The sequence below is a fragment of the Pseudomonas sp. R151218B TE3479 genome, assembly GCF_053629195.1.
This window is the reverse complement of sequence record NZ_JBRJHV010000001.1, coordinates 4,559,210-4,577,902: the sequence shown is the minus strand read 5'-3', so window position 1 is coordinate 4,577,902 and position 18,693 is coordinate 4,559,210. Positions and strand designations below refer to the sequence as shown.

18 protein-coding genes and 2 pseudogenes are annotated in these 18,693 nt (G+C 62.2%); 8 read left to right on the top strand and 12 right to left on the bottom strand.

All coding sequences use genetic code 11. The features are described 5' to 3' along the window. Positions 1-114 precede the first annotated feature (114 nt). Both AB7M32_RS19615 and AB7M32_RS19610 read left to right on the top strand, forming a co-directional pair. Positions 115-777: pseudogene (locus tag AB7M32_RS19615) on the top strand (PAS domain-containing protein); the annotation flags it as partial. 105 nt (positions 778-882) lie between these two features. Beyond that, positions 883-1,074 (top strand): annotated as a pseudogene (locus tag AB7M32_RS19610) (methyl-accepting chemotaxis protein); the annotation flags it as partial. A gap of 150 nt (positions 1,075-1,224) precedes the next feature. Here the strand turns inward: AB7M32_RS19610 and AB7M32_RS19605 are convergent. Then, the gene (locus tag AB7M32_RS19605; protein WP_454251028.1) at positions 1,225-2,553 is read right to left on the bottom strand and encodes a hypothetical protein; all 1,329 of its coding nucleotides are present in this window, start codon (positions 2,551-2,553) and stop codon (positions 1,225-1,227) included. Between the two features lie 292 nt (positions 2,554-2,845). Here AB7M32_RS19605 and AB7M32_RS19600 point away from each other — a divergent pair, with 292 nt between their 5' ends. From AB7M32_RS19600 to feaR, 3 genes are all read left to right on the top strand, one after another. Further along, entirely contained in the window at positions 2,846-4,345 is a 1,500-nt protein-coding gene (locus tag AB7M32_RS19600) for an APC family permease (protein ID WP_454251027.1), read from the top strand. After that, positions 4,290-4,910: a DUF3156 family protein gene (locus tag AB7M32_RS19595; RefSeq protein WP_454251026.1), complete on the top strand. Its 621-nt coding sequence runs from the start codon at positions 4,290-4,292 to the stop codon at positions 4,908-4,910. The genes AB7M32_RS19600 and AB7M32_RS19595 overlap by 56 nt, the downstream gene beginning before the upstream one ends. Positions 4,911-5,033: 123 nt before the next feature. Beyond that, complete coding sequence (gene feaR / locus AB7M32_RS19590) at positions 5,034-6,005, top strand: transcriptional regulator FeaR (RefSeq protein ID WP_454251025.1); 972 nt, start codon at positions 5,034-5,036, stop codon at positions 6,003-6,005. Positions 6,006-6,174: 169 nt separating this feature from the next. On the opposite strand, the gene AB7M32_RS19585 is transcribed toward feaR, so the two are convergent. From AB7M32_RS19585 to AB7M32_RS19560, 6 genes are all read right to left on the bottom strand, one after another. Beyond that, on the bottom strand, positions 6,175-6,942 hold the full coding sequence (locus AB7M32_RS19585) for an SDR family oxidoreductase (protein ID WP_454251024.1): 768 nt from the start codon (positions 6,940-6,942) through the stop codon (positions 6,175-6,177). Next, entirely contained in the window at positions 6,935-7,735 is an 801-nt protein-coding gene (locus tag AB7M32_RS19580) for an SDR family NAD(P)-dependent oxidoreductase (protein ID WP_454251023.1), read from the bottom strand. The genes AB7M32_RS19585 and AB7M32_RS19580 overlap by 8 nt, the downstream gene beginning before the upstream one ends. After that, positions 7,728-8,549 carry a molybdenum cofactor biosynthesis F family protein gene (locus tag AB7M32_RS19575; protein WP_454251022.1) on the bottom strand — a complete coding sequence of 274 codons (822 nt, stop codon included), beginning with the start codon at positions 8,547-8,549 and terminating at the stop codon, positions 7,728-7,730. Before AB7M32_RS19575 ends, AB7M32_RS19580 begins: the two co-directional genes overlap by 8 nt. Before the next feature lie 79 nt (positions 8,550-8,628). Further along, positions 8,629-9,288: a helix-turn-helix transcriptional regulator gene (locus AB7M32_RS19570; protein ID WP_454251021.1), complete on the bottom strand. Its 660-nt coding sequence runs from the start codon at positions 9,286-9,288 to the stop codon at positions 8,629-8,631. A gap of 52 nt (positions 9,289-9,340) precedes the next feature. Next, a complete protein-coding gene (locus AB7M32_RS19565; protein WP_053122428.1) occupies positions 9,341-9,706 on the bottom strand; it encodes a cupin domain-containing protein in 366 nt (121 codons plus the stop codon). 44 nt (positions 9,707-9,750) lie between these two features. Further along, entirely contained in the window at positions 9,751-11,049 is a 1,299-nt protein-coding gene (locus AB7M32_RS19560; RefSeq protein ID WP_060742161.1) for an NAD(P)/FAD-dependent oxidoreductase, read from the bottom strand. 310 nt (positions 11,050-11,359) lie between these two features. Here AB7M32_RS19560 and AB7M32_RS19555 point away from each other — a divergent pair, with 310 nt between their 5' ends. From AB7M32_RS19555 to hpaR, 3 genes are all read left to right on the top strand, one after another. Continuing rightward, positions 11,360-12,529, top strand: coding sequence for a p-hydroxyphenylacetate 3-hydroxylase oxygenase component (locus AB7M32_RS19555; protein WP_454251020.1), 1,170 nt, complete (start codon positions 11,360-11,362; stop codon positions 12,527-12,529). Between the two features lie 57 nt (positions 12,530-12,586). Beyond that, positions 12,587-13,528 carry a p-hydroxyphenylacetate 3-hydroxylase reductase component gene (locus AB7M32_RS19550; protein ID WP_454251019.1) on the top strand — a complete coding sequence of 314 codons (942 nt, stop codon included), beginning with the start codon at positions 12,587-12,589 and terminating at the stop codon, positions 13,526-13,528. A 281-nt stretch (positions 13,529-13,809) separates the two neighbouring features. Continuing rightward, positions 13,810-14,232 carry a homoprotocatechuate degradation operon regulator HpaR gene (gene hpaR, locus AB7M32_RS19545; protein ID WP_454251018.1) on the top strand — a complete coding sequence of 141 codons (423 nt, stop codon included), beginning with the start codon at positions 13,810-13,812 and terminating at the stop codon, positions 14,230-14,232. Positions 14,233-14,274: 42 nt separating this feature from the next. Here the strand turns inward: hpaR and hpaI are convergent, their stop codons facing one another. The 5 genes from hpaI to hpaD all read right to left on the bottom strand — a co-directional run bounded on the left by hpaI (position 14,275) and on the right by hpaD (position 18,593). Continuing rightward, on the bottom strand, positions 14,275-15,072 hold the full coding sequence (gene hpaI, locus AB7M32_RS19540) for a 4-hydroxy-2-oxoheptanedioate aldolase (RefSeq protein WP_454251017.1): 798 nt from the start codon (positions 15,070-15,072) through the stop codon (positions 14,275-14,277). Positions 15,073-15,086: 14 nt separating this feature from the next. Beyond that, positions 15,087-15,890 carry a 2-oxo-hept-4-ene-1,7-dioate hydratase gene (gene hpaH, locus AB7M32_RS19535; RefSeq protein WP_060742166.1) on the bottom strand — a complete coding sequence of 268 codons (804 nt, stop codon included), beginning with the start codon at positions 15,888-15,890 and terminating at the stop codon, positions 15,087-15,089. Positions 15,891-15,902: 12 nt separating this feature from the next. Continuing rightward, positions 15,903-17,207: an MFS transporter gene (locus tag AB7M32_RS19530; RefSeq protein WP_454251016.1), complete on the bottom strand. Its 1,305-nt coding sequence runs from the start codon at positions 17,205-17,207 to the stop codon at positions 15,903-15,905. 51 nt (positions 17,208-17,258) lie between these two features. Next, the gene (locus tag AB7M32_RS19525) at positions 17,259-17,651 is read right to left on the bottom strand and encodes a 5-carboxymethyl-2-hydroxymuconate isomerase (protein ID WP_454251015.1); all 393 of its coding nucleotides are present in this window, start codon (positions 17,649-17,651) and stop codon (positions 17,259-17,261) included. Between the two features lie 84 nt (positions 17,652-17,735). Then, the gene (gene hpaD, locus AB7M32_RS19520) at positions 17,736-18,593 is read right to left on the bottom strand and encodes a 3,4-dihydroxyphenylacetate 2,3-dioxygenase (protein ID WP_454251014.1); all 858 of its coding nucleotides are present in this window, start codon (positions 18,591-18,593) and stop codon (positions 17,736-17,738) included. Positions 18,594-18,693: the final 100 nt, after the last annotated feature.

The following is an 18,693-nucleotide window of genomic DNA, read 5'->3' as shown; positions in this document are numbered from 1 at the left end:
CTGCCAGCCCGCGGGGCTGGCAGCCTGGAGCAAGGCCCATGCAGGCAGGGACAAGCCAGCCTGGCCGGTTTGCGATCAGATCCGGTTTCGACTTGATAGGCAAAGGGGCGGGCGATGTTTCTCCAGACCAACAAACAGAAACTGGCGTTGATCGCACAGGTGCAGCGTGTGCTGGCCGGCGAACCGGAGGGCACGCCGACGCTTGACGCCTATCCGCCACTGCGGGCCGTCCTTGAGCAGCACGCGGAGCAAATGACGAGCGTCACTGCGCAGTTGCACCAGGCCGAGACACAAGTGGAAGCGCAAACCCTGCGCTGGCAGCAAAGCGAGCAGGCGTTGCACCTGGCTCGCCAGCAACTGGAGCAAGCCCGCGAGCGTGAGCAGGTGCTTGAGCGTCGTCTGGACGAACACAACCAGCAGCTGCAGCAACATCGCCAGGATGCGCAGATCTGGGAGTTGCTGCAGTCGACCCTGACGGAAGGCTGCTGGGACATTACTGTGGTTGATGGTGATCTCCAGCACCCGGCCAGTGCCATGCGCTTTTCCAGTCAGTTTCGTTCGCTGCTGGGTTACGAGCCCGACGACTTGCCCGATGGCTGGGATGCCCAGGTTGGCATCACTCACCCGGATGACCTGCCCAAGATCATGGCCATTTTCGACCGGGAGATCCTCGGGCCCCAGGGCAGCGGTGAATATGTCTTCGAATACCGCATGCGCCACAAGCGCCGGGATTACATCTGGTGCCGCGAGCGCGGGCGGGCGGTACGCGACCCGCACGGGCAACTGGTTCGGGTCATCGGTGCGGTGCGTGATATCAGCGATGAGCGCTCGGCCCAGTCCACCCATCAGCGCATGCTGGAGCAGAACCAGGTGACCTACGCCCAGATTGCAACCGTGGTAGGGGTGATCAAGGGCATCGCCGACCAGACCAACCTGCTCGCCTTGAACGCCGCGATTGAAGCGGCCCGGGCCGGTGAGGTCGGGCGTGGTTTTTCGGTGGTGGCCGATGAGGTGCGCAAGCTGGCGCAAAGCACCCGTCAGGCGACCCATCAGATCCAGACCATGCTGCACCAGCACAGATAAACAAGGTAATCGCTACCCCGTAGGAGCTGACGAGCGGAGCGAGGCTGCGATCTTTCCCCCGGGCGCTTGAGTCTCAAGCGAATCGAGTCCCAAGCGAAAGATCAAAGGATCGCAGCCTGCGGCAGCTCCTGCGGTTGGTTGTCAGAACGGAACCGCCACCACCAACTGGCTGTAGACGTTGGTGCCGTTGCCGCCGACCTGGTTGCCACCGCTGTCCGCATCCTTCTGCGGCTTGTACAAACCTACCAGCGGCGTGACGATCAGGTGTTCGTTCACCGCCCATTCCACGTACAGGTCCAGTTCCTGCGCGTCGAGGTTCAACGCTTGGCGGCCGTGCAGGGTCTGGTAGTCGAAGAACAGCGCACCAATGGTCACGGTTTCTGCGGGCTTGAGCTTGAGGCCGACGTGTTGGATGGCGGTGTTGCTGTTGAACGGGCCGGCATAGTTGCCCGCCACTTCACCCTGGAACCAGGTGCCATAGCCGCGGCTCTGGCCGTTGAACATCGAGTCCCAGTCTTTGGAATAACGGCTGTAGCGATAAGTCAGGTCCGGCGTCCAGGGCAGGTCGGCGAAGGTGTAGCCGGCTTCGGCGTACCAGGCTTTCTCCGGGCCCGCGTCCTTGTCCTGCCAGGCGTACTCGAAGGCGAAGTGGGCATTTTCGATGCCAGCATTGCCGGCGCCGCGCAGGCTGTAGATATCCATGCCTTCGCGTTGCTTCTGGAAATCGCTGGCATAGCGGTCGTCGACATCGATGCCATGGATATAGGTCAGCCCCAGGGTGCCAGGCGCCGCGGTGTACTCCAGGGTGCCGGCGGCCATTTCGGTGTTGGCCTGGGCGCGGTTGTCGGATTTGAGCCACATCAGGCTGCCATGCACGCCTTCCTTGCCGCCCAGGCGCAGCACGGCGGTCTCGTCGAAGGCATGCCGGGCCGCCAGGTAATAGGCGCCACCGCGGTTGAACTCGCCATCGGCCACGCCTTTGCCCAGGTTCAGGCCATCGTCGTTGATGATGAAACCATCGCCGAGGGTAATCACTTGGCGGCCGTAGGACAGGTCAACGCCGTCCTTGCCCAACACCGGGAACAGATCCCCCGAGCGCCAGCCCGCGAACGCTTCATCAAACTTTGTGGTGCGTTCGGAGCCATCGCTCAGTCCGGCCGCATCGCCGTCGCCCCAGGTCCCGGAACTGACCAGGTTGGCCGTCCCGTAGACACTGCCCAGGCCGCCCAGCGTCTGGTCGATACTCAGGCCATACTTGATAAAACCTTCGCGCCAGCTCGAACCACCGGCGGTGCCGTCGTAGTTCTTGCGGCTGTTGAACAGTCCGTAGACCGCCAGGAAGTTGCCGGTGACGGTGGTGTCTTCGTCGGCGTAAAGCTCATAAGCGTGAGCCGATGAATCGGCGACCAGCAGGGCGATGCCCAGGCCGATGGCATTGCGCAGCAAAGGTGTACGGCGTGTGTGCTCCATGGTGGATTCCCCAGTGAGATAGGACAGCAGAGCGCGCATTAAAGGGAGCGACACCCGGGGAAGTCTTTCACCTGCCTGCCATGGAGTTGATCCAGGCCGCCAGCGCGGCAGCGTTGGCAGGCAGCAACAAAACCGGCGGCAGACACGGGCAAGACGGCCGGGGCGGGCGCGGCGCAGAGTAAGGCTGCACGCAACGCCGTTTCGATCAGGGACCGGTTGGGGAAGGCATGATCGCCGGCTCCTGGACGGCTGTGGCATCCATACTAAAAATCCGCTTTCGAGGATCTGCACGATGTCGATCAATGACAGGCTCACCGAGCACTTGAACCGGGGTTCGGTGGGGTTTCCCACCGCGTTGGCCAGCACCATTGGCCTGATCATGGCAAGCCCCGTGATTCTTACTGCGACCATGGGCTTTGGCATCGGCGGCAGCGCCTTTGCCTTGGCGATGCTGATCGCCGTGGTGATGATGCTGGCCCAGGCGACGACGTTCGCCGAGGCGGCGTCGATTCTTCCGACCACCGGCTCGGTCTATGACTACATCAACTGTGGCATGGGGCGTTTCTTCGCGATCACCGGCACCTTGTCGGCCTATCTGATTGTCCATGTGTTCGCCGGTACCGCCGAGACCATCCTGGCCGGGGTCATGGCCCTGGTGAACTTCGAACACCTCAACACCCTGGCCGAATCGGCAGGTGGTTCCTGGTTGCTGGGCGTGGGGTTCGTGGTGGTGTTTGGCGTGCTCAATGCGTTCGGTGTCAGTGCTTTTGGCCGAGCCGAGATCATCCTGACGTTCGGCATGTGGACCACCTTGATGGTGTTCGGCGTATTGGGCTTGATCGCGGCGCCGGCGGTGGAGCTGGAGGGCTGGTTCGGCGCTTCCGTGGCGGGCACCGACCTGGTCACGGTGCTGTCGCTGGTGGGCATGGCCATGTTCATGTTTGTCGGCTGCGAATTCGTCACGCCGCTGGCACCGGACCTGCGCCACTCGGCCCGGACCATGCCCCGGGCGATGATGCTGGGCTTGTTCAGCGTTGCCACCTGCATGTTCATCTACGGCGCGGCGATGAAGCGCCAGGTGGAAAACGTGCTGCTCGATGCCACCAGTGGTGTGCATCTGCTGGACACCCCCATGGCGATTCCACGGTTCGCCGAACAGGTCATGGGCGATATCGGCCCGATGTGGCTGGGCATTGGTTTTCTGTTTGCCGGTGCGGCGACCATCAACACCCTGATGGCCGGCGTGCCACGGATTCTCTACGGCATGGCGGTGGACGGCGCGTTGCCGAAGGTCTTCACTTATCTGCATCCACGCTTCAAGACGCCGTTGGTGTGCATCCTGGTGGCGATGCTGATTCCTTGCCTGCATGCGCTGTGGCTGGGCGGCAACCCCGACAACATCATGCACCTGGTGCTGGCCGCGGTGTGCGCCTGGAGTTTTGCCTATCTGTTGGTGACCGTGTCGGTGGTCAGCCTGCGGATTCGTCGCCCTGATCTGCCGCGGGCCTATCGCTCGCCGTGGTTCCCGTTGCCGCAGATCCTGTCCAGTGTCGGCATTGTGTTGGGCATGTGGTTCATCACCCCGCCCGGCATGAATCCGGCGGACATCTACGTGCCCTTCGCGGTGATGCTCGGCGGCACCGCGGCGTATGCCTTGTTCTGGACTCTGGTGGTGCAGAAGGTCAATCCATTCAAGCCGGCGTCGGTGGAAGACGTGCTGGCCAAGGAGTTTTCCCATGAGCCAGGGCAACCTGCGGGCGAGTTTATCGACCCTGCTGCAAAAACTGTCTGAGTTGTTCAGCGCCCGACGCGCCCCGGCCGGTTATAGGCCCGGGGTGACCCTTGAGCACCTGCGGCGCAACCTCGCATTGGCGCGATTCGAGGTGGCGGGGCCGGCGATGGCGACGGCTGCCACCGACGACGGCAGCTTGCAGTTGGAGATTGTCGAACACACCGAGTCGCAGTTGTTGATGCACTTGGTGATGACCGAGTTCGTCCTGCGCGTGCCTGCTTCCCGAGAGGGCACGGCACGCCTGGAACTGCACCACGGCGGGGCTCTGCGGCGCAGCGGCATTCGTTGCCGGCAGCGGGACGGGCGCAGTGACCTGGCGGCGCGGTTGCAGGCGGCCGTGGAGAAGGATCCCGCGCTGTATCAGGCCCTCATGCCGCTGGATTTCAAACGGCTGCGCATTGATCTGCAGGGGCGCCAGTGGTGCGTGCGCCTGGAACACATGGGCGGTAGCGAAGTGGTCAATCGCATGCCGGCCTTTCGGCGCTATATCCCGTTGAGCCGCGAGCAGCGCGGCGTCTTGCTGGCAACCTTGAACGGCCTGCAGCGGGTACTGGCAACGCTCTGATCCTGTTGTGCGGTCCTGGCATCATTCCTGCTACTGCTCTGGCGATCAGGTACTTGTTGCGCGCATATAGATAACATGTTAACTATTGCCGCACAAAAACAAAAAGCCACTGCGGAGAATGCCATGAGCATGCAACAGGTTGGGCAGGACGGTCTGGACACCTGGAACCGGGATCTGCGGGCGACTTGCGGCCACTTCGAGACCGAGCTGGCCTTCAATCGCGCGCTGTTCATTGGTGAAGTATCGAATTTCCATCGGGGTGGCCTTGCCCTCGCGAACCTGCGCACCAATGCCGGTAGCATCAAGCGTCACTCACCCAACGCCGATCACGATGATGACCAGGATTGCCTTCTGGTCAGCCAGCGCAGCGGCTACTGCCGCATTACCCAGAGCGGTCGGAGCATCCAGTTGGCGCCCGGTGAATTGTTGTTGATGGACTCCGTTGGGGCGCTTGAGATCACCCCGTTCGGCCTGATCGAGCATGCGGTGCTGTCCTTGTCTCGTCAGGAGGTGTCGCGACAACTGGGCGGGGAAACCAAGACTTTCGGCAAGGTGTCGTCCAGCAAGGCGTGTGGACGGATGCTGCATGTGTTGATGGACCAACTGTGCAAGGACACACCGGACGGCGAGGGCGCGGCGGGCGAGGGTGAAGCCTTGCAGAGTGCTTTCGTTTCACTGTTGGGCTCGGCCCTGGAACAGGGGAGCGATGGCCGTGACGAAGGGGTGGCCTTGCAGGGCAGCCACCTGCGCAGCTACGTGCAAAAGGTCATCGACGAATCACTGACCCAACCCGGCCTCAGCCCGGTGGGCCTGGCCAATCGGCTGAATATTTCGGTGCGGCATCTGTATCGTTTGTTCGAAGAGCAGGATGACAGTGTTTGCCGCTACATCCAGCGGGCCCGCCTCAAGCGCAGCGCCGATGACCTGACCAACCCGTTCCTGCGGGACGAGTCCATTACGTCCATCGCCTACAAGTGGGGCTTTACCGATTCGGCGCATTTCAGCCGTTCGTTCAAGAAGCAGTTCGAGCTGTCGCCCAAGGAGTTTCGCTCCAGCCGTTTGCAGGTGGGGCAGGTGGGGCAGGGGGTGGCGTGAATGAGGTCGTCGTTGATTGGACGAACGCTATCGCGAGCAAGCTCGCTCCCACAAAGGGATTTGTGATGAATATGCTTTTTGTGGGTGACACTGGAAAGTGTGTGAGCGAGCTGCTCGCGATGACGGTAGTCCATCCACCCTCACCGCAAGCTGACTCTCCCACTCAGCCTCAGACCTCCGGCAACGTCGAACCCCCATCGACCACCAACGTCTGCCCGGTCACATAACTGGCCAGGCTCGACGCCAGGAACAGCATGGCGCCAGCGATGTCGCTCGGTTGGCCCAATCGACCCAGCGGCACCCGGCGGGCAATGTCCTGGTTGACTTCATCGTCGCCCAGGTTGGCCATCGCCGGTGTCGCGATCATGCCCGGCTCGACCCCGTTGACGCGGACATTCTCGGCCGCCAGTTCCAGCGCGGCGTTACGAATGAAGCCGTTGACCCCGGCCTTGGAGGCCGCGTAGTGGCTGAGCCCCGGATACGCCACCCGCGGACCGGTGACCGAGGAGGTCACCAGCACGCAGCCTCGGCCCTGGCGCCGGAACATCGGCAGCGCCGCCTGGGTCAGCCAGAACAGCGCCGACAGGTTCACCGCCAGCGTTCGTTCAAGTATCGCCGGGGTGATCTCGGCGAACGGCGTCAGTGGAAAATACCCGGCGTTGTGCACTAGGGTATCCAGTCTCCCCAAGCGCTGTTCCAGCGCGGTCATCATTTCGAAGATCGCTGTCGCGTCGGCCAGGTCAACGCCCACCGCCTGTACCTGACAGCCCACGGTCGCCAGTTCGTCAGCTACCGCCTCGGCGCGGGCCAGGCTCAGGTCGGCAATGACCACACGAGCCCCGTGCAGGGCAAACGCTTCGACGATGGCCCGGCCAATGCCCTGGGCGCCGCCCGTGACCAGTACGGTCTGGCCGCTGAAATCCAGATCCTCAGACATCGCTGGCCTCCATTCGGCTGAAGGCCAGTGTCGGCACGTCGACGATGCTGGAGCCACCATCGGCCACCAGTGTCGCCCCGGTGATGATCGACGCATCGGGCGAAGCCAGGAAGCGACAGACGTTGGCGATTTCCTCCGCACTGGCCGCTCTGCGCAACGGTACATCGGCGCAGACCCGGTCATAGGCCTGTTGCAACGTTTCGCCATGGAACTGCATCAATGCCTGCATTTCTTCATCGGCCATGGGCGTGCGGACCCAGCCTGGGCAGACCGCATTGACCCTTACGCCGTGAGGCCCGTAATCCCTTGCCAGGGAGCGGTTGAGGCCCAGCAGTGCGTGCTTGGCGGTGGTGTAGCCGCACACGTGGGGGCCTGCCGCCAATGAAGCGATGGAGGCGATCAGCACAATGTTGCCGGCGCTTTCCTGCAGCAGTGGCAGGCACGCCCGGGCGCTGTAGAAGGCGCTGTCGAGGTTGCTGCGCAGTGCCGCTTCCCAGGCCGATGGCTGAGTCTCAGTGGCGCTGCCCATTCCCAAGCCACCGGCACAGGCGAGCAGCACGTCGAGTCGGCCATAATGCGTGCGAATCTGCTCGACGAAGCTGTCCCAGGTGTCTGGACAGGCCGCGTCGCCCACCAGCACCAGGCCGCCGATGTCCTCGGCGAGTGCTTCCAGGGGTTCGCGACGACGGCCAATCAGCACCAGGTTGGCCCCCTCGGCGGCATACAGGCGGGCGCAGGCGGCACCGATGCCGGTACCGGCACCGGTGATCACGACGGTGCGTGATTCAGGCATCGGGATACTCCGTCTGATTGAGCACTTGGCAGTAGGAACTGACCGGGAAATTGGAAAACTCATCGAAGGACTCACCGGCATAGCCGAAGATCTTGCCGTCGCTGCGGTGCTGCTGCAGGTCGATCAGCACCAACCCCAGAGTCGGGATGATCTTTTCTCGCCACACGAACAGGTACAACTGATCGGCGATCTTGTAGGTGTCGCAGCGATCGGTGTCGCACAGGCCTTGCTCGACGCCTTTGAGGCACTGCCACGAGTAGAACTGATCGTTGAGATAAATGTGTTCGTAGACTTCGCTCGGGCTGTAGCGATACAGGTTGCGCAGCCCCACCAGCTCGGTGGTCGGTGCGTGCGAGCACAGGCCTGGCTGCCAGGGACGGTCGAGGCTGCCGTGCAGGAACTGCGCTTGAACCGAGGTCAGTGGCTTGCCGGCCAATGCCCGGCTATAGAGGCCTTCGCCGGTCTCTGGCTGGCTCGGCATGCGGCCGATCACGGCGGTGAAGGCGGCGCTGGCGGTATCGAGCACAAGGCTTACCGACGAGGTCAGCTCGCCTTCGCGCTTGATGAAGTCCACCAGGTACAGGCCCGGGCGCACGGATGTGGCCCGGTAGGTCGCGGTGCCGCTGGAGTGCCCATCGGCGGCGTTCCAGGTCAGGGTGTCCTGCTCGAAGCGATGCTCGATCTGCCAGCCATTGGCGAAATGCAGGGTGAACGTCTTGCCGTCCAGGTCGGCCAGATTTGGCAGGATGAAGGCTTCGGGGGCAAAGCCATCGGCCAGGGCGCCGACGGTGATCCAGTCTGTAGATGTGCTCATTTGCAAGGCTCCGGTGGTTGAATTAGCCACTCGGATCATGCGGTGCCGGGCAGTGGCGGCCTATCAACCGAATGGTTGATTAGAGGAACAGTGCGCTAACCAGCTCGGTACGACTGCTCACACCGACTTTGCGGAACAGGTGGATCAGGTGAGTCTTGATGGTCGGCAAGCCAACCCCCAGTTCCCGGGCCAATTGTTTGTTACTGACGCCTTGACGTAGCAGCCAGGCAATCTGGCGTTCCTTGGGCGTCAAGTCGCCCAGGGCATCCTCATGGGCCGGCAAATGGGCCACGGCCAGTTGCAGCAAGGCCTGCAACGCGCTGAGTTGGCTCAACTGCTGACAGGTGAAGACGCCTTGCTCGGCGGTGCGCAACAACGAAATCGCGGCTTGGGGCTGGCCATCGCGATGGGCGAAGACTTCCACCACGTCGACCACGCCGTAGCGTTGCAGGAAGTCGCGATAACGATGGTTGTCGCGCAACGGTTGGCGGGCCATCGCCACGTCCAGCGGCACCACGGCCAGTTCGCTGGACGCGCAGTGGCGCGGGTGCAGTGGGTCGAACTGGCGGTAATTGTCCAGGTAATCGCGGTGCATCTCGCCGCTCATCCCATGGAGGCTGAAGTCGTGGGCTTGCAACTGCCGATCCACGCAGTAGAACGCCGCCCGGCTGACGGGAACCAGTTGGGTGAAGGCGTGCAGGCAATGGCCGGCGATGTCCTGGGTAGGGATGACGTTCATGGTCGCTACCTGCGCAAGGGGGGCCGCCGGTGGGGCCGGCAGCCCTGTCCGGTCAGACTACCGCGAAGTAGTGCTTGACGAAACTTTCGCTGACCACTTCCCACAGCACCGGCGTGCCCTTGGTCACGAACCAGCTGTCGCCGGCCTTGTAGCGAGTGCTCTGGCCGGTGGCTTCGTCAGTGAGGACCACTTCACCGGTGACCACGGTGGCTTGTTCGGCGAAGGGGTAGACCATCCGGAACTTGCCTTGAGTGGTACCGAAGTAGGCGCTGCTGACCGGGTCGGTGGGGGCGCCGAAGGTCATCTTGCCGAAGGCCTTGACTTCGCCTTCGAGAATCTGCGAACCCAGGTCGGCGACGGTGCCCCAGGCGTCCAGGTCGGACAGCTGGATGTCTTTTTCGAGGGTGATGAGGGGCATGGCAGGTGACTCCTGATGATTGAAAGAAAGAAGGAGATTGGCCGTTAGCGACGGCCGTTCCAGTAGCCCGACAACTGATGCCAGGATTTGCCGGCAGTCAGCAGCAATGGACGAATGGCGTCTTTGCCGATGATGGTCGGGCGGTGAATTGAACTGACCAGATCGTAGCGCGCCGAGCCTTCGCTCATGCCTTCGGCCAGCACCTTGCAGATGATATGGCTCGGGGTGACGCCAAAGCCTGAGTAACCCTGGACGAAAAACGCGTTGCTGCGCCCCGGCAGGGTGCCGATCTGCGGGAACAGGTTCGGGCTGCAGGCCATCGGCCCGCCCCAGGCCAGATCGATCTTCACGTCCTTGAGGTACGGGAAGATCTTCAGCATCAAGCGCCGGTTCCAGGCCTTGAGATCCTGGGGAATGTGTTCCACCAGTGGCGTGGCGGCACCGAACAGCAGGCGGTTTTCGTTGGTGACACGGTAGTAGTCGATCACCGGGCGAATGTCGCTGTAGGCACCGCGAATCGGGCTGATGCGCTGGATCAGTTCGTCCGACAGTGGCTCGGTCATCATCTGGAAGGCGTAGGTGTTGATGGTCGAGCGGTGCAGTTCCGGTTCCAGCTTGTTGAGGAAACTGTCGCAGGCCCAGAGCAGCTTGCTGGCCCTGACCGAGCCGCGTCCGGTGCGCACGGTGATGCGTTCGCCATAGCTGACTTCCAGGGCCGGGCTGTTTTCGAAAATCCGCACGCCGTGGCTGACCACCGCCTTGGCTTCACCCAGCAGCAGGTTCAGCGAGTGCACATGCCCGCCGCCCATGTGCAGCAATGCGCTGCTGTAGGCCTTGGAGCCGATGATCTGCTGCACGTCGGAGCCGCCGAGGAAGCGGATCTCATGTTTGCTATTGATCGACTTGAAGTCTTTTTCCCAGGCTCGCAGGGTTTTTTCCTGGCGGGCGTTGAATCCCATGTAGCCGTAGCCGTGGCAGAAGTCGGCATCGATGGCGTACTTGGCGATACGGTCCTTGATGATGTCGGCGCCCAGGTCGCTGATTTCGAAGACCTGGCGCAGGCCGTCTTCACCGACGTCCTTCTTGATCTTTTCCAGGTCATGCCCGATGCCGGCCATGATCTGCCCGCCATTGCGCCCGGTGCCGCCGAACCCAAGGTAACGTGCCTCCAGCACCACGATGTTGGTGATGCCTTTTTCGGCGAGCTCCAGCGCGGTATTGATGCCGGAGAAACCACCGCCAATGACCACAACGTCGGCTTCCACGTCCTGTTCCAGCGTGGGGAAGCTGAGGTTGTATTTCTTGGTGGCCGTGTAATAGGTGGGCGTTTCGATATTGATCATGACGCAACCTGACAAATGGAAGGAAACTCCGTTGCCACGCCTACGCAAGGCATTGCAAGGGATGGCCTTATTAAGGGCCTTGGCGAGGTACTTGTCTTGATCATCCGTGCCGGCATCTTTGACCGAGCGCGCCATGGCGCCGAAACCTGGCCCATGAAAAGTACAATCTTGGATCTGGAAGGTGCATTTTTCACCTGCCCGCGATTGCCCATACTGGACCGGCCTTAATCACTGATCCCGCTGTTTGCGCAACCTGAGGTTGCCGGTCAGAGGCGGGGTCGGCAGACGCCCATAATAAAAGAGCCCGTCCATGAAAAAGCCAAACCCGCTGCTCGAAGACCTCAAACCCCTCCTGCCGGTCATCGCCGCCCATGCCTTCCAGGCGGAGAAAGACCGTAGCGTGCCTGCCGAGAATATCGCCCTGCTCAAAAGCATCGGCATGCATCGGGCCTTCCAGCCGAAACCCTACGGTGGCCTGGAAATTTCCCTGCCGCAGTTCGCCGATTGCATCGCGCTGCTGGCCGGCGCCTGTGCCAGCACGGCCTGGGCCATGAGCCTGTTGTGCACCCACAGCCATCAGTTGGCAATGTTCCCGGCCAAGGCCCAGCAAGAGGTCTGGGGCGATGACCCGGATGCCACCGCCAGCAGCAGCATCGCGCCGTTTGGCCGCACCGAGGAGGTCGACGGCGGTGTGATGTTCAGCGGTGAAATGGGCTGGAGCAGCGGCTGCGATCACGCTGAATGGGCGATCGTGGGTTTTCGCCGGAAAAACGCCGAAGGCACCCAGGATTATTGCTTTGCGGTGCTGCCGCGCAGCGACTATGAAATTCGCGACGACTGGTTCGCGGTGGGCATGCGCGGCAGTGGCAGCAAGACGTTGATCATCGACAACGCTTTCGTGCCGGAACACCGGATTCAGAAGGCCAAGGACATGATGGAAGGCAAGTCCGGCGGATTCGGCTTGTACCCCGACAGCAAGATTTTCTACTCGCCGTACCGGCCGTACTTCGCCAGTGGTTTCTCCACTGTCAGCCTGGGCGTGGCCGAACGCATGCTGGAGGTCTTTCGCGAGAAAACCAGAAACCGCGTGCGGGCCTACACCGGCGCGGCCGTCGGTGCCGCCACCCCGGCGTTGATGCGCCTGGCCGAATCCACTCACCAGGTGGCGGCGGCCCGTGCCTTCCTCGAGAAAACCTGGCAGGAGCACGCCGAACATGGCGAGCGCCACGAATACCCCAGCCGGGAAACCCTGGCGTTCTGGCGGACCAACCAGGGGTACGCCACCAAGATGTGCATCCAGGCTGTCGACCGCTTGATGGAGGCGGCCGGCGGCGGCGCCTGGTTCGAGAACAACGAGTTGCAACGGCTGTTCCGCGATGCCCACCTGACCGGCGCCCATGCCTACACCGACTACGACGTCTGCGCGCAGATCCTCGGTCGTGAGCTGATGGGGCTCGAACCCGATCCGTCCATGGTTTGACCGCCTGTCCTCAGAACAATAATCGAGGCCGTCCCTTGAGGCGGCCGGGAGTCTTGCATGTCCAGTCTTTGTGATACCGCTTTCGACACCCGCGCGTTCCGCCGGGCCCTGGGTAACTTCGCCACCGGCGTGACGGTGGTCACCGCCGCCTCTGAAGATGGCCGCAAGGTCGGTGTGACGGCCAACAGTTTCAACTCGGTGTCCCTGGATCCGCCGCTGATTTTGTGGAGCATCGACAAGCGCTCCAGCAGCCATGAAGTGTTCGAAGCCGCCAGCCATTTTGCGGTGAATGTGCTGGCTGCCGACCAGATCGACCTGTCGAACAACTTCGCTCGACCCAAGGAGGACCGTTTCGCTGAAATCCAGTTCGAGACCGGCGAAGGTGGCGCCCCGGTGTTTGTCGATTGCTCGGCGCGTTTTCACTGTGAAAAATTCCAGCAGGTCGATGGCGGCGATCATTGGATCATGATCGGCAAGGTCGTGGCCTTTGACGATTTCGGACGCTCGCCCTTGCTCTATCACCAGGGCGCCTACTCGATGGTGTTGCCCCACACTCGCATGACCAAACGGGAAGAGGGCCAGTCCCCCAGCAGTCATTTCCAGGGCCGCTTGAGCCATAACCTGTACTACCTGATGACCCAGGCGCTGCGGGCTTATCAGGCCAGCTACCAGCCGCGTCAATTGTCCACTGGGTTGCGTACCAGCGAAGCGCGGATGTTGATGGTGCTGGAGAACGACGCCGGGCTGAACCTGTGCGACCTGCAGCGGGAGGTGGCGATGCCGGTACGCGAGATCGAAGAGGCTGTGGCCAACCTCAAGCGCAAGGGCCTGGTGAGCGATGAAGGCGAGCGGGTACGCTTGACCGCCAAGGGCATCGATGAGACCGAAGGGCTCTGGGCCATCGCCAGGGAACAGCAGGACAAGGTTTTCGGCCAGTTCAGCGAAGAACAGGTCGAGCATTTCAAACAAGTGCTCAAGGGTGTGATCAAGGGCGCTTGAGCGACATGACTGGCATCCACCCTGCTCAAGCCGATGCATTTCTGTGGGAGCGAGCTTGCTCGCGATGGTCGTGGCCTTGTCGATACTGATGTTGACTGACAGGCCCCTATCGCGAGCAAGCTCGCCCCCACAGGGTTATGTGCGCAGCCCAGCGGGAGCAAGCTCCCTCGCCACAAGGGCCATCGCTGGATCCAGATTCTGTGAACGGATAGTCCGATATGGATTGGAAACTGTTAAGATTTAGTTAACTCATTAACTAAATCTTCTCGCGAACCCAATCCATGCCCAAGCCGCGCCAATCCTTGACCCTGACCCTGCTACAGGCCCGTGAAGCGGCCATGGGGTTTTTCCGGCCTTCCCTCAATCAACACGGCTTGACCGAGCAGCAATGGCGGGTCATCCGGATTCTCAGCCAGCACGACGAGCTGGAGATCAATCGCCTGGCCGAATTGGCCTGCATCCTCAAGCCCAGCATGACTGGTGTGCTGGTGCGCATGGAAGCGGCGGGCATGGTGGTGCGGCGCAAGGCCGAACAGGACCAACGGCGGGTGTTGGTGCGCCTGGCGCCGCAAGGGCAGGCGAGCTTCGATTCGATGAGCCAGAGCATGGAAGAGAACTACCAGCGTTTGCAGGACAAGTTAGGGGAGGAAAAACTGCAGACGTTGCTGGGGTTGCTCAATGAGCTGAAGATGATCAGGCGCTGAGATCCGCAAGCTCCCTCGCCACAGGGTATCCGGCAACGTCAGTCAGTACACGCCCCCAACCGCGGGCTTCGCTATGTCCTTGAACGTCGCCGCCAGTGTCTGCAAGCCCCGCATCAACACCGTCGTATCCACGCCCACCGCGACAAACGCCGCGCCGAGTTCGATGTAACGGCGAGCCAGTTTTTCATCTGCGCTGAGAATCCCGGCGGCCTTGCCGGCCTGGCGAATGCGGGCGATGGCGTCTTCGATGGCCGCTTGTACCTCCGGGTGGCCGGGATTGCCGCGAAACCCCATGGACGCGCTCAGGTCCGCCGGGCCGATAAAGACCCCATCCACACCTTCCACTGCGGCAATGGCATCCAGGTTGGCCAGGCCTTCGCGGCTCTCGATCTGCACCAGCAGGCACATCTGTTCATCGGCTTTGTCGAGGTAACCGGGGATGCTGTTCCAACGTGACGCCCGGGCCAGCGCGCTGCCGACGCCACGTACACCCTGGGGCGGGTAGTGGATGGCGCGCACCAGTTCGCGGGCCTGGCCGGGGCTTTCCACCATTGGCACCAGCAGGGTTTGAACGCCGATGTCGAGCACCTGCTTGATCAACGCCGTGTCACCGACCGCCGGGCGTATCACCGGCTGGCCAGGGTAGGGCGCCACGGCCTGGAGCTGGCCGAGCAAGGTGCGCAGGTCGTTGGGCGCGTGTTCACCGTCGATCAGCAGCCAGTCGAAGCCGGCATTGGCCGCCAGTTCCGCACAGTAGGCATCGGCCAACCCCAGCCACAGGCCGATCTGTGCCTCGCCGCTGCGCAGGCGTTGCTTGAAGGTATTGATGGGCATGTCCATGAGGCGGTCTCCGATCAGACGAAACGGCAGGCGATGGAACCGAGCATGTCGTAGTCGACATGGAAGGTATCGCCGGGGTTGGCGGCCACGGGGCGGGTGAAGGAGCCACCGAGGATGATCTGTCCCGGTTGCAGGGTGACGTCATAGGCCGCCAGCTTGTTCGCCAGCCAGGCCACGCCTTTGGCCGGGTGATTGAGCACCGCCGCCGAGACACCGGACTCTTCGATCACACCGTTGCGATAGAGCACTGCCGGCACCTTGCGCAGGTCGATCTCGGTCGGGCGTACGGCGCGGCCACCCATGACCACCCCGGCATTGGCAGCGTTGTCGGAAATGGTGTCGAACACCTTGCGGGTCGCCTTGGTCTGCGGGTCGATCTGCTGGATACGCGCATCGATGATTTCCAGCGCCGGGATCACCCATTCGGTGGCGTCGAGCACGTCGAACACCGTCACATTCGGGCCTTTCAAGGGCTTGCCCAGGATGAACGCCAGCTCCACTTCCACCCGTGGCACGATGAAACGCTCGAACGGAATATCGGTGCCTTCGTCGAAGAACATGTCGTCCAGCAGCGCGCCGTAGTCCGGTTCGGTGATGTTCGACGACACTTGCATGGCCCGGGAGGTCAGGCCGATCTTGTGGCCGACCAGCTTGCGCCCGTCCTGGATTTTTTGTGCCACCCAGGCACGCTGGATGGCGTAGGCATCCTCAATGGTGATGTCCGGGTGATCCAGGGAAAACTGCCGTACCTGTTCGCGGGAGCGTTCGGCACGGTCGAGGCGGGCAGCGGCTTGCTGGATGAAGGTCTGGTCAAGCATGGCAAGGGTCTCTTATTGAGGATTGACGATGGCCGCCCGGGTGCGCAGCACCAGCAAGCCGCCAAGGGTGATGAACAGGGCCAGTACGTACAGGGCGAGGCTGGCGCTCTGGGTGGTGTCGCGCATCCAGCCGATCAGGTAGGGCGCGAAAAACGAGGCGATGCTGCCGAAGGAGCTGATCAGGGCAATGCCGGCGGCCTGGGTGCCGTTGGACAGGAAGGCCGGCGGCAATTGCCAGAACATCGGCAGCGCCGCACTGGCACCCATGCCGGCGACGATCAGGCCAGTCAGCACCAGAGTCGGGTTCGCGGGTGAGAGCCCGGCGACGGCAATGCCTGCCGCAGCCATCAACAGCGGCACGCAGAGGTGCCAGCGGCGTTCACGGTTGCGGTCGGAGGAGCGCCCGCAGCCGATCATGAAAAAGCAGCCCGCCAGGTAGGGCACCGCACTGAGCAGCCCGACCTTGCCATCGCTGCCGATGCCGGCGCCGTGGATCAGCGTCGGCATCCAGAAGGCCAGGGTGTTCACCGCCAGCATCACCGCGAAATACACCGCCACCAGCAGCCAGACCTGTGGGTTGTTGAGGATCGCCGAGAACGAGGTAATGGATTTGCGCTGTTCTTCAAGGCTCAGTTGTTCACGCAATTGCTGCTTGGCGTGCGGTGTAAGCCAGTTGACCGTCTCGAAACTGTCCGGCAGGCACTTGAGCACCACGAGGCCGAGCAGGATCACCGGCAGCCCTTCGATAACGAACATCCACTGCCAGCCGCGCAAGCCGCCAAGGTCATGGAAATGCTCGAGAATGCCGCCGGACAATGGCCCGCCAATCACCCCGGCCATCGGCACGGCGATGGCAAACAAGGCGGTCACCTGGGCCCGGCGCCGGGCCGGATACCAGCGATTGAGAAAGACCAGGATGCCAGGAAAGAAACCAGCCTCGGCCACGCCGAGCAGGAAGCGCAACACGTAGAAACCCGCGGCGCTCTCTATGAGGAACATGCCGGTGGACAGGGCACCCCAGACCACCATCAGCGTGGCGATCCAGCGTCGCGGACCGACCCGGTCCAGGGCCATGTTGCTGGGCACGCCAAACAGCGCATAAGCGATGAAAAACAGGCCGGCGCCGAAGCCGTAGACCGTATCGCTGAATTGCAGGTCGGCGCTCATCTGCATCTTCGCGAAGCCGATGTTGATGCGATCCAGGTGGGCGAAGAGGTAGCAGACCAGCAGCAACGGCATCAGCCGCCAGGTGATGGTGGCATGGGTGCGGTCGTGGGCGACGGTGCCGGCAGTGTTGGCGGTATTGGCTGTGCTCATGATCTTGTACTTTTTGTCAGAGAGGCCGATGGGACGAACGGGTAGGCAGGCTTAGCTTGTCTGGGCCTTGAGGAAGGCATGGACATTGTTGGCCTTGAAGTTGAGTTGCTCGTGCAGTTCGATCATTTCGAACGACAGCGCCAGCAGACGCTCGGTCTGGAGTTCGTCGAAGTGCGCGGTGATCATTTCGAAGAGTTTTTCCGCGACGTTCTGGCGGGTGGCCAGGTCGCGACCATGGCCGATTTTCAAGGTCATGTGCACGAAGGCGTAATCATGCTTGCCGTCGGCCATGCGCCAGGTGTCCAGGCGCACGCCGCGGCTGCGAATACCGCCCAGGGGGAACACGCCGCTGTCGCCCAGCAAAGCGTGGACCTTTTCAAACAGGCCGGGCAGGTCGGCTTGTCGTTCGATGTTGTCGGTGTATTCAGCGATGAAATGCGGCATGGGAGCCTCCTGCGTCGGCAGCTTCGAGTGGTGAGCTACAAGCGGCAAGTTGCAAGCGATCCGCTTGCAGCTTGTGGCGGTTTCTTAGACTGGGAAAATGGCGTTGATCTGGCCGGTGCCGGAGCTGCCGAAAGGCTCAGTGATGATTTCGGCGGGCTTGTCGTAGTCCGGTCCGCCGAGCAACCCCAGCAGCATCGCCGTGTCATGCATCTTGCCTTCGCCGAAGCAGTGTTCGGCGTAGTCCGGGAGCATTGCGCAGAACTCTTTCCAGCGACCCTGGCGCCACATCTCGACGACGTGCAGGTCGACCTGCTTGTCGAATTCCCGTGTCCAGTTGTGGATGTTGGCTTCAGCGTTGCGATCATCGGAGAAACGGTGCGACAGCGAACCGGATGCCAGCACCAGCACCTTGCGGTCGCTTTTCTCGATGGCCCGGCGCACGGCGGCGCCGAAGGTGAAGCTGTCTTGCAGGCGATGCCAGGCGCACCAGGCGGCAATCGAAACGACGTTGAATTTCTGGTCCTGCGGGACATCCATGTGCATGTAGCGCATGGGCACCAGCGTGCCGTATTCCAGTTCAAGGCTTGGGATGTTGTGGGCCAGGGTGCGCACATCGACGGCATTGGCCTCGGCGGCGATCAGCTCGCCCAGTTCCGGGGCGCCTGAGTATTCGTACTCCATGTTCTTGATGAAGTGCGGCAGCTCGTTGCTGGTGTAGACGCCCTTGAAGTGCTCGCCGCTGTTGACGTGATAGGCGCTGTTGACCAGCCAGTGCACGTCGAACACCACGGCGGTATCGGCCCCCAGCTCACGGGCGCGACGGCCGATTTCCTTGTGGCCGGCAATCGCGGCGGCGCGGCAACCGTGGTGCTTGCCGGGCAGCTCCGACAGGTACATCGAGGGAACGTGGCAGATTTTCGCGGCCAGGACGACTTCGCCCATGATGATTCTCCTGAAAAATTGTTCTTGTTGAATCTCGGATAATCGGTGAATCGGGTCTTGCTTGTGTTGGCGCTTTTGTGGCGAGGGGATTTATCCCCGC

Excerpts from the sequence above, each read along its gene's own strand:
- hpaI (WP_454251017.1), bottom strand. The coding sequence starts at position 15,072 with ATGGACATGCCCATCAATACCTTCAAGCAACGCCTGCGCAGCGGCGAG.
- AB7M32_RS19585 (WP_454251024.1), bottom strand. The coding sequence starts at position 6,942 with ATGTCTGAGGATCTGGATTTCAGCGGCCAGACCGTACTGGTCACGGGC.
- AB7M32_RS19550 (WP_454251019.1), top strand. The coding sequence starts at position 12,587 with ATGTCCAGTCTTTGTGATACCGCTTTCGACACCCGCGCGTTCCGCCGG.
- AB7M32_RS19525 (WP_454251015.1), bottom strand. The coding sequence starts at position 17,651 with ATGCCGCATTTCATCGCTGAATACACCGACAACATCGAACGACAAGCC.
- AB7M32_RS19570 (WP_454251021.1), bottom strand. The coding sequence starts at position 9,288 with ATGAACGTCATCCCTACCCAGGACATCGCCGGCCATTGCCTGCACGCC.
- AB7M32_RS19530 (WP_454251016.1), bottom strand. The coding sequence starts at position 17,207 with ATGAGCACAGCCAATACCGCCAACACTGCCGGCACCGTCGCCCACGAC.
- hpaD (WP_454251014.1), bottom strand. The coding sequence starts at position 18,593 with ATGGGCGAAGTCGTCCTGGCCGCGAAAATCTGCCACGTTCCCTCGATG.
- AB7M32_RS19565 (WP_053122428.1), bottom strand. The coding sequence starts at position 9,706 with ATGCCCCTCATCACCCTCGAAAAAGACATCCAGCTGTCCGACCTGGAC.
- hpaR (WP_454251018.1), top strand. The coding sequence starts at position 13,810 with ATGCCCAAGCCGCGCCAATCCTTGACCCTGACCCTGCTACAGGCCCGT.
- AB7M32_RS19580 (WP_454251023.1), bottom strand. The coding sequence starts at position 7,735 with ATGCCTGAATCACGCACCGTCGTGATCACCGGTGCCGGTACCGGCATC.
- AB7M32_RS19605 (WP_454251028.1), bottom strand. The coding sequence starts at position 2,553 with ATGGAGCACACACGCCGTACACCTTTGCTGCGCAATGCCATCGGCCTG.
- AB7M32_RS19600 (WP_454251027.1), top strand. The coding sequence starts at position 2,846 with ATGTCGATCAATGACAGGCTCACCGAGCACTTGAACCGGGGTTCGGTG.
- AB7M32_RS19560 (WP_060742161.1), bottom strand. The coding sequence starts at position 11,049 with ATGATCAATATCGAAACGCCCACCTATTACACGGCCACCAAGAAATAC.
- AB7M32_RS19575 (WP_454251022.1), bottom strand. The coding sequence starts at position 8,549 with ATGAGCACATCTACAGACTGGATCACCGTCGGCGCCCTGGCCGATGGC.
- AB7M32_RS19595 (WP_454251026.1), top strand. The coding sequence starts at position 4,290 with ATGAGCCAGGGCAACCTGCGGGCGAGTTTATCGACCCTGCTGCAAAAA.
- AB7M32_RS19555 (WP_454251020.1), top strand. The coding sequence starts at position 11,360 with ATGAAAAAGCCAAACCCGCTGCTCGAAGACCTCAAACCCCTCCTGCCG.
- feaR (WP_454251025.1), top strand. The coding sequence starts at position 5,034 with ATGAGCATGCAACAGGTTGGGCAGGACGGTCTGGACACCTGGAACCGG.
- hpaH (WP_060742166.1), bottom strand. The coding sequence starts at position 15,890 with ATGCTTGACCAGACCTTCATCCAGCAAGCCGCTGCCCGCCTCGACCGT.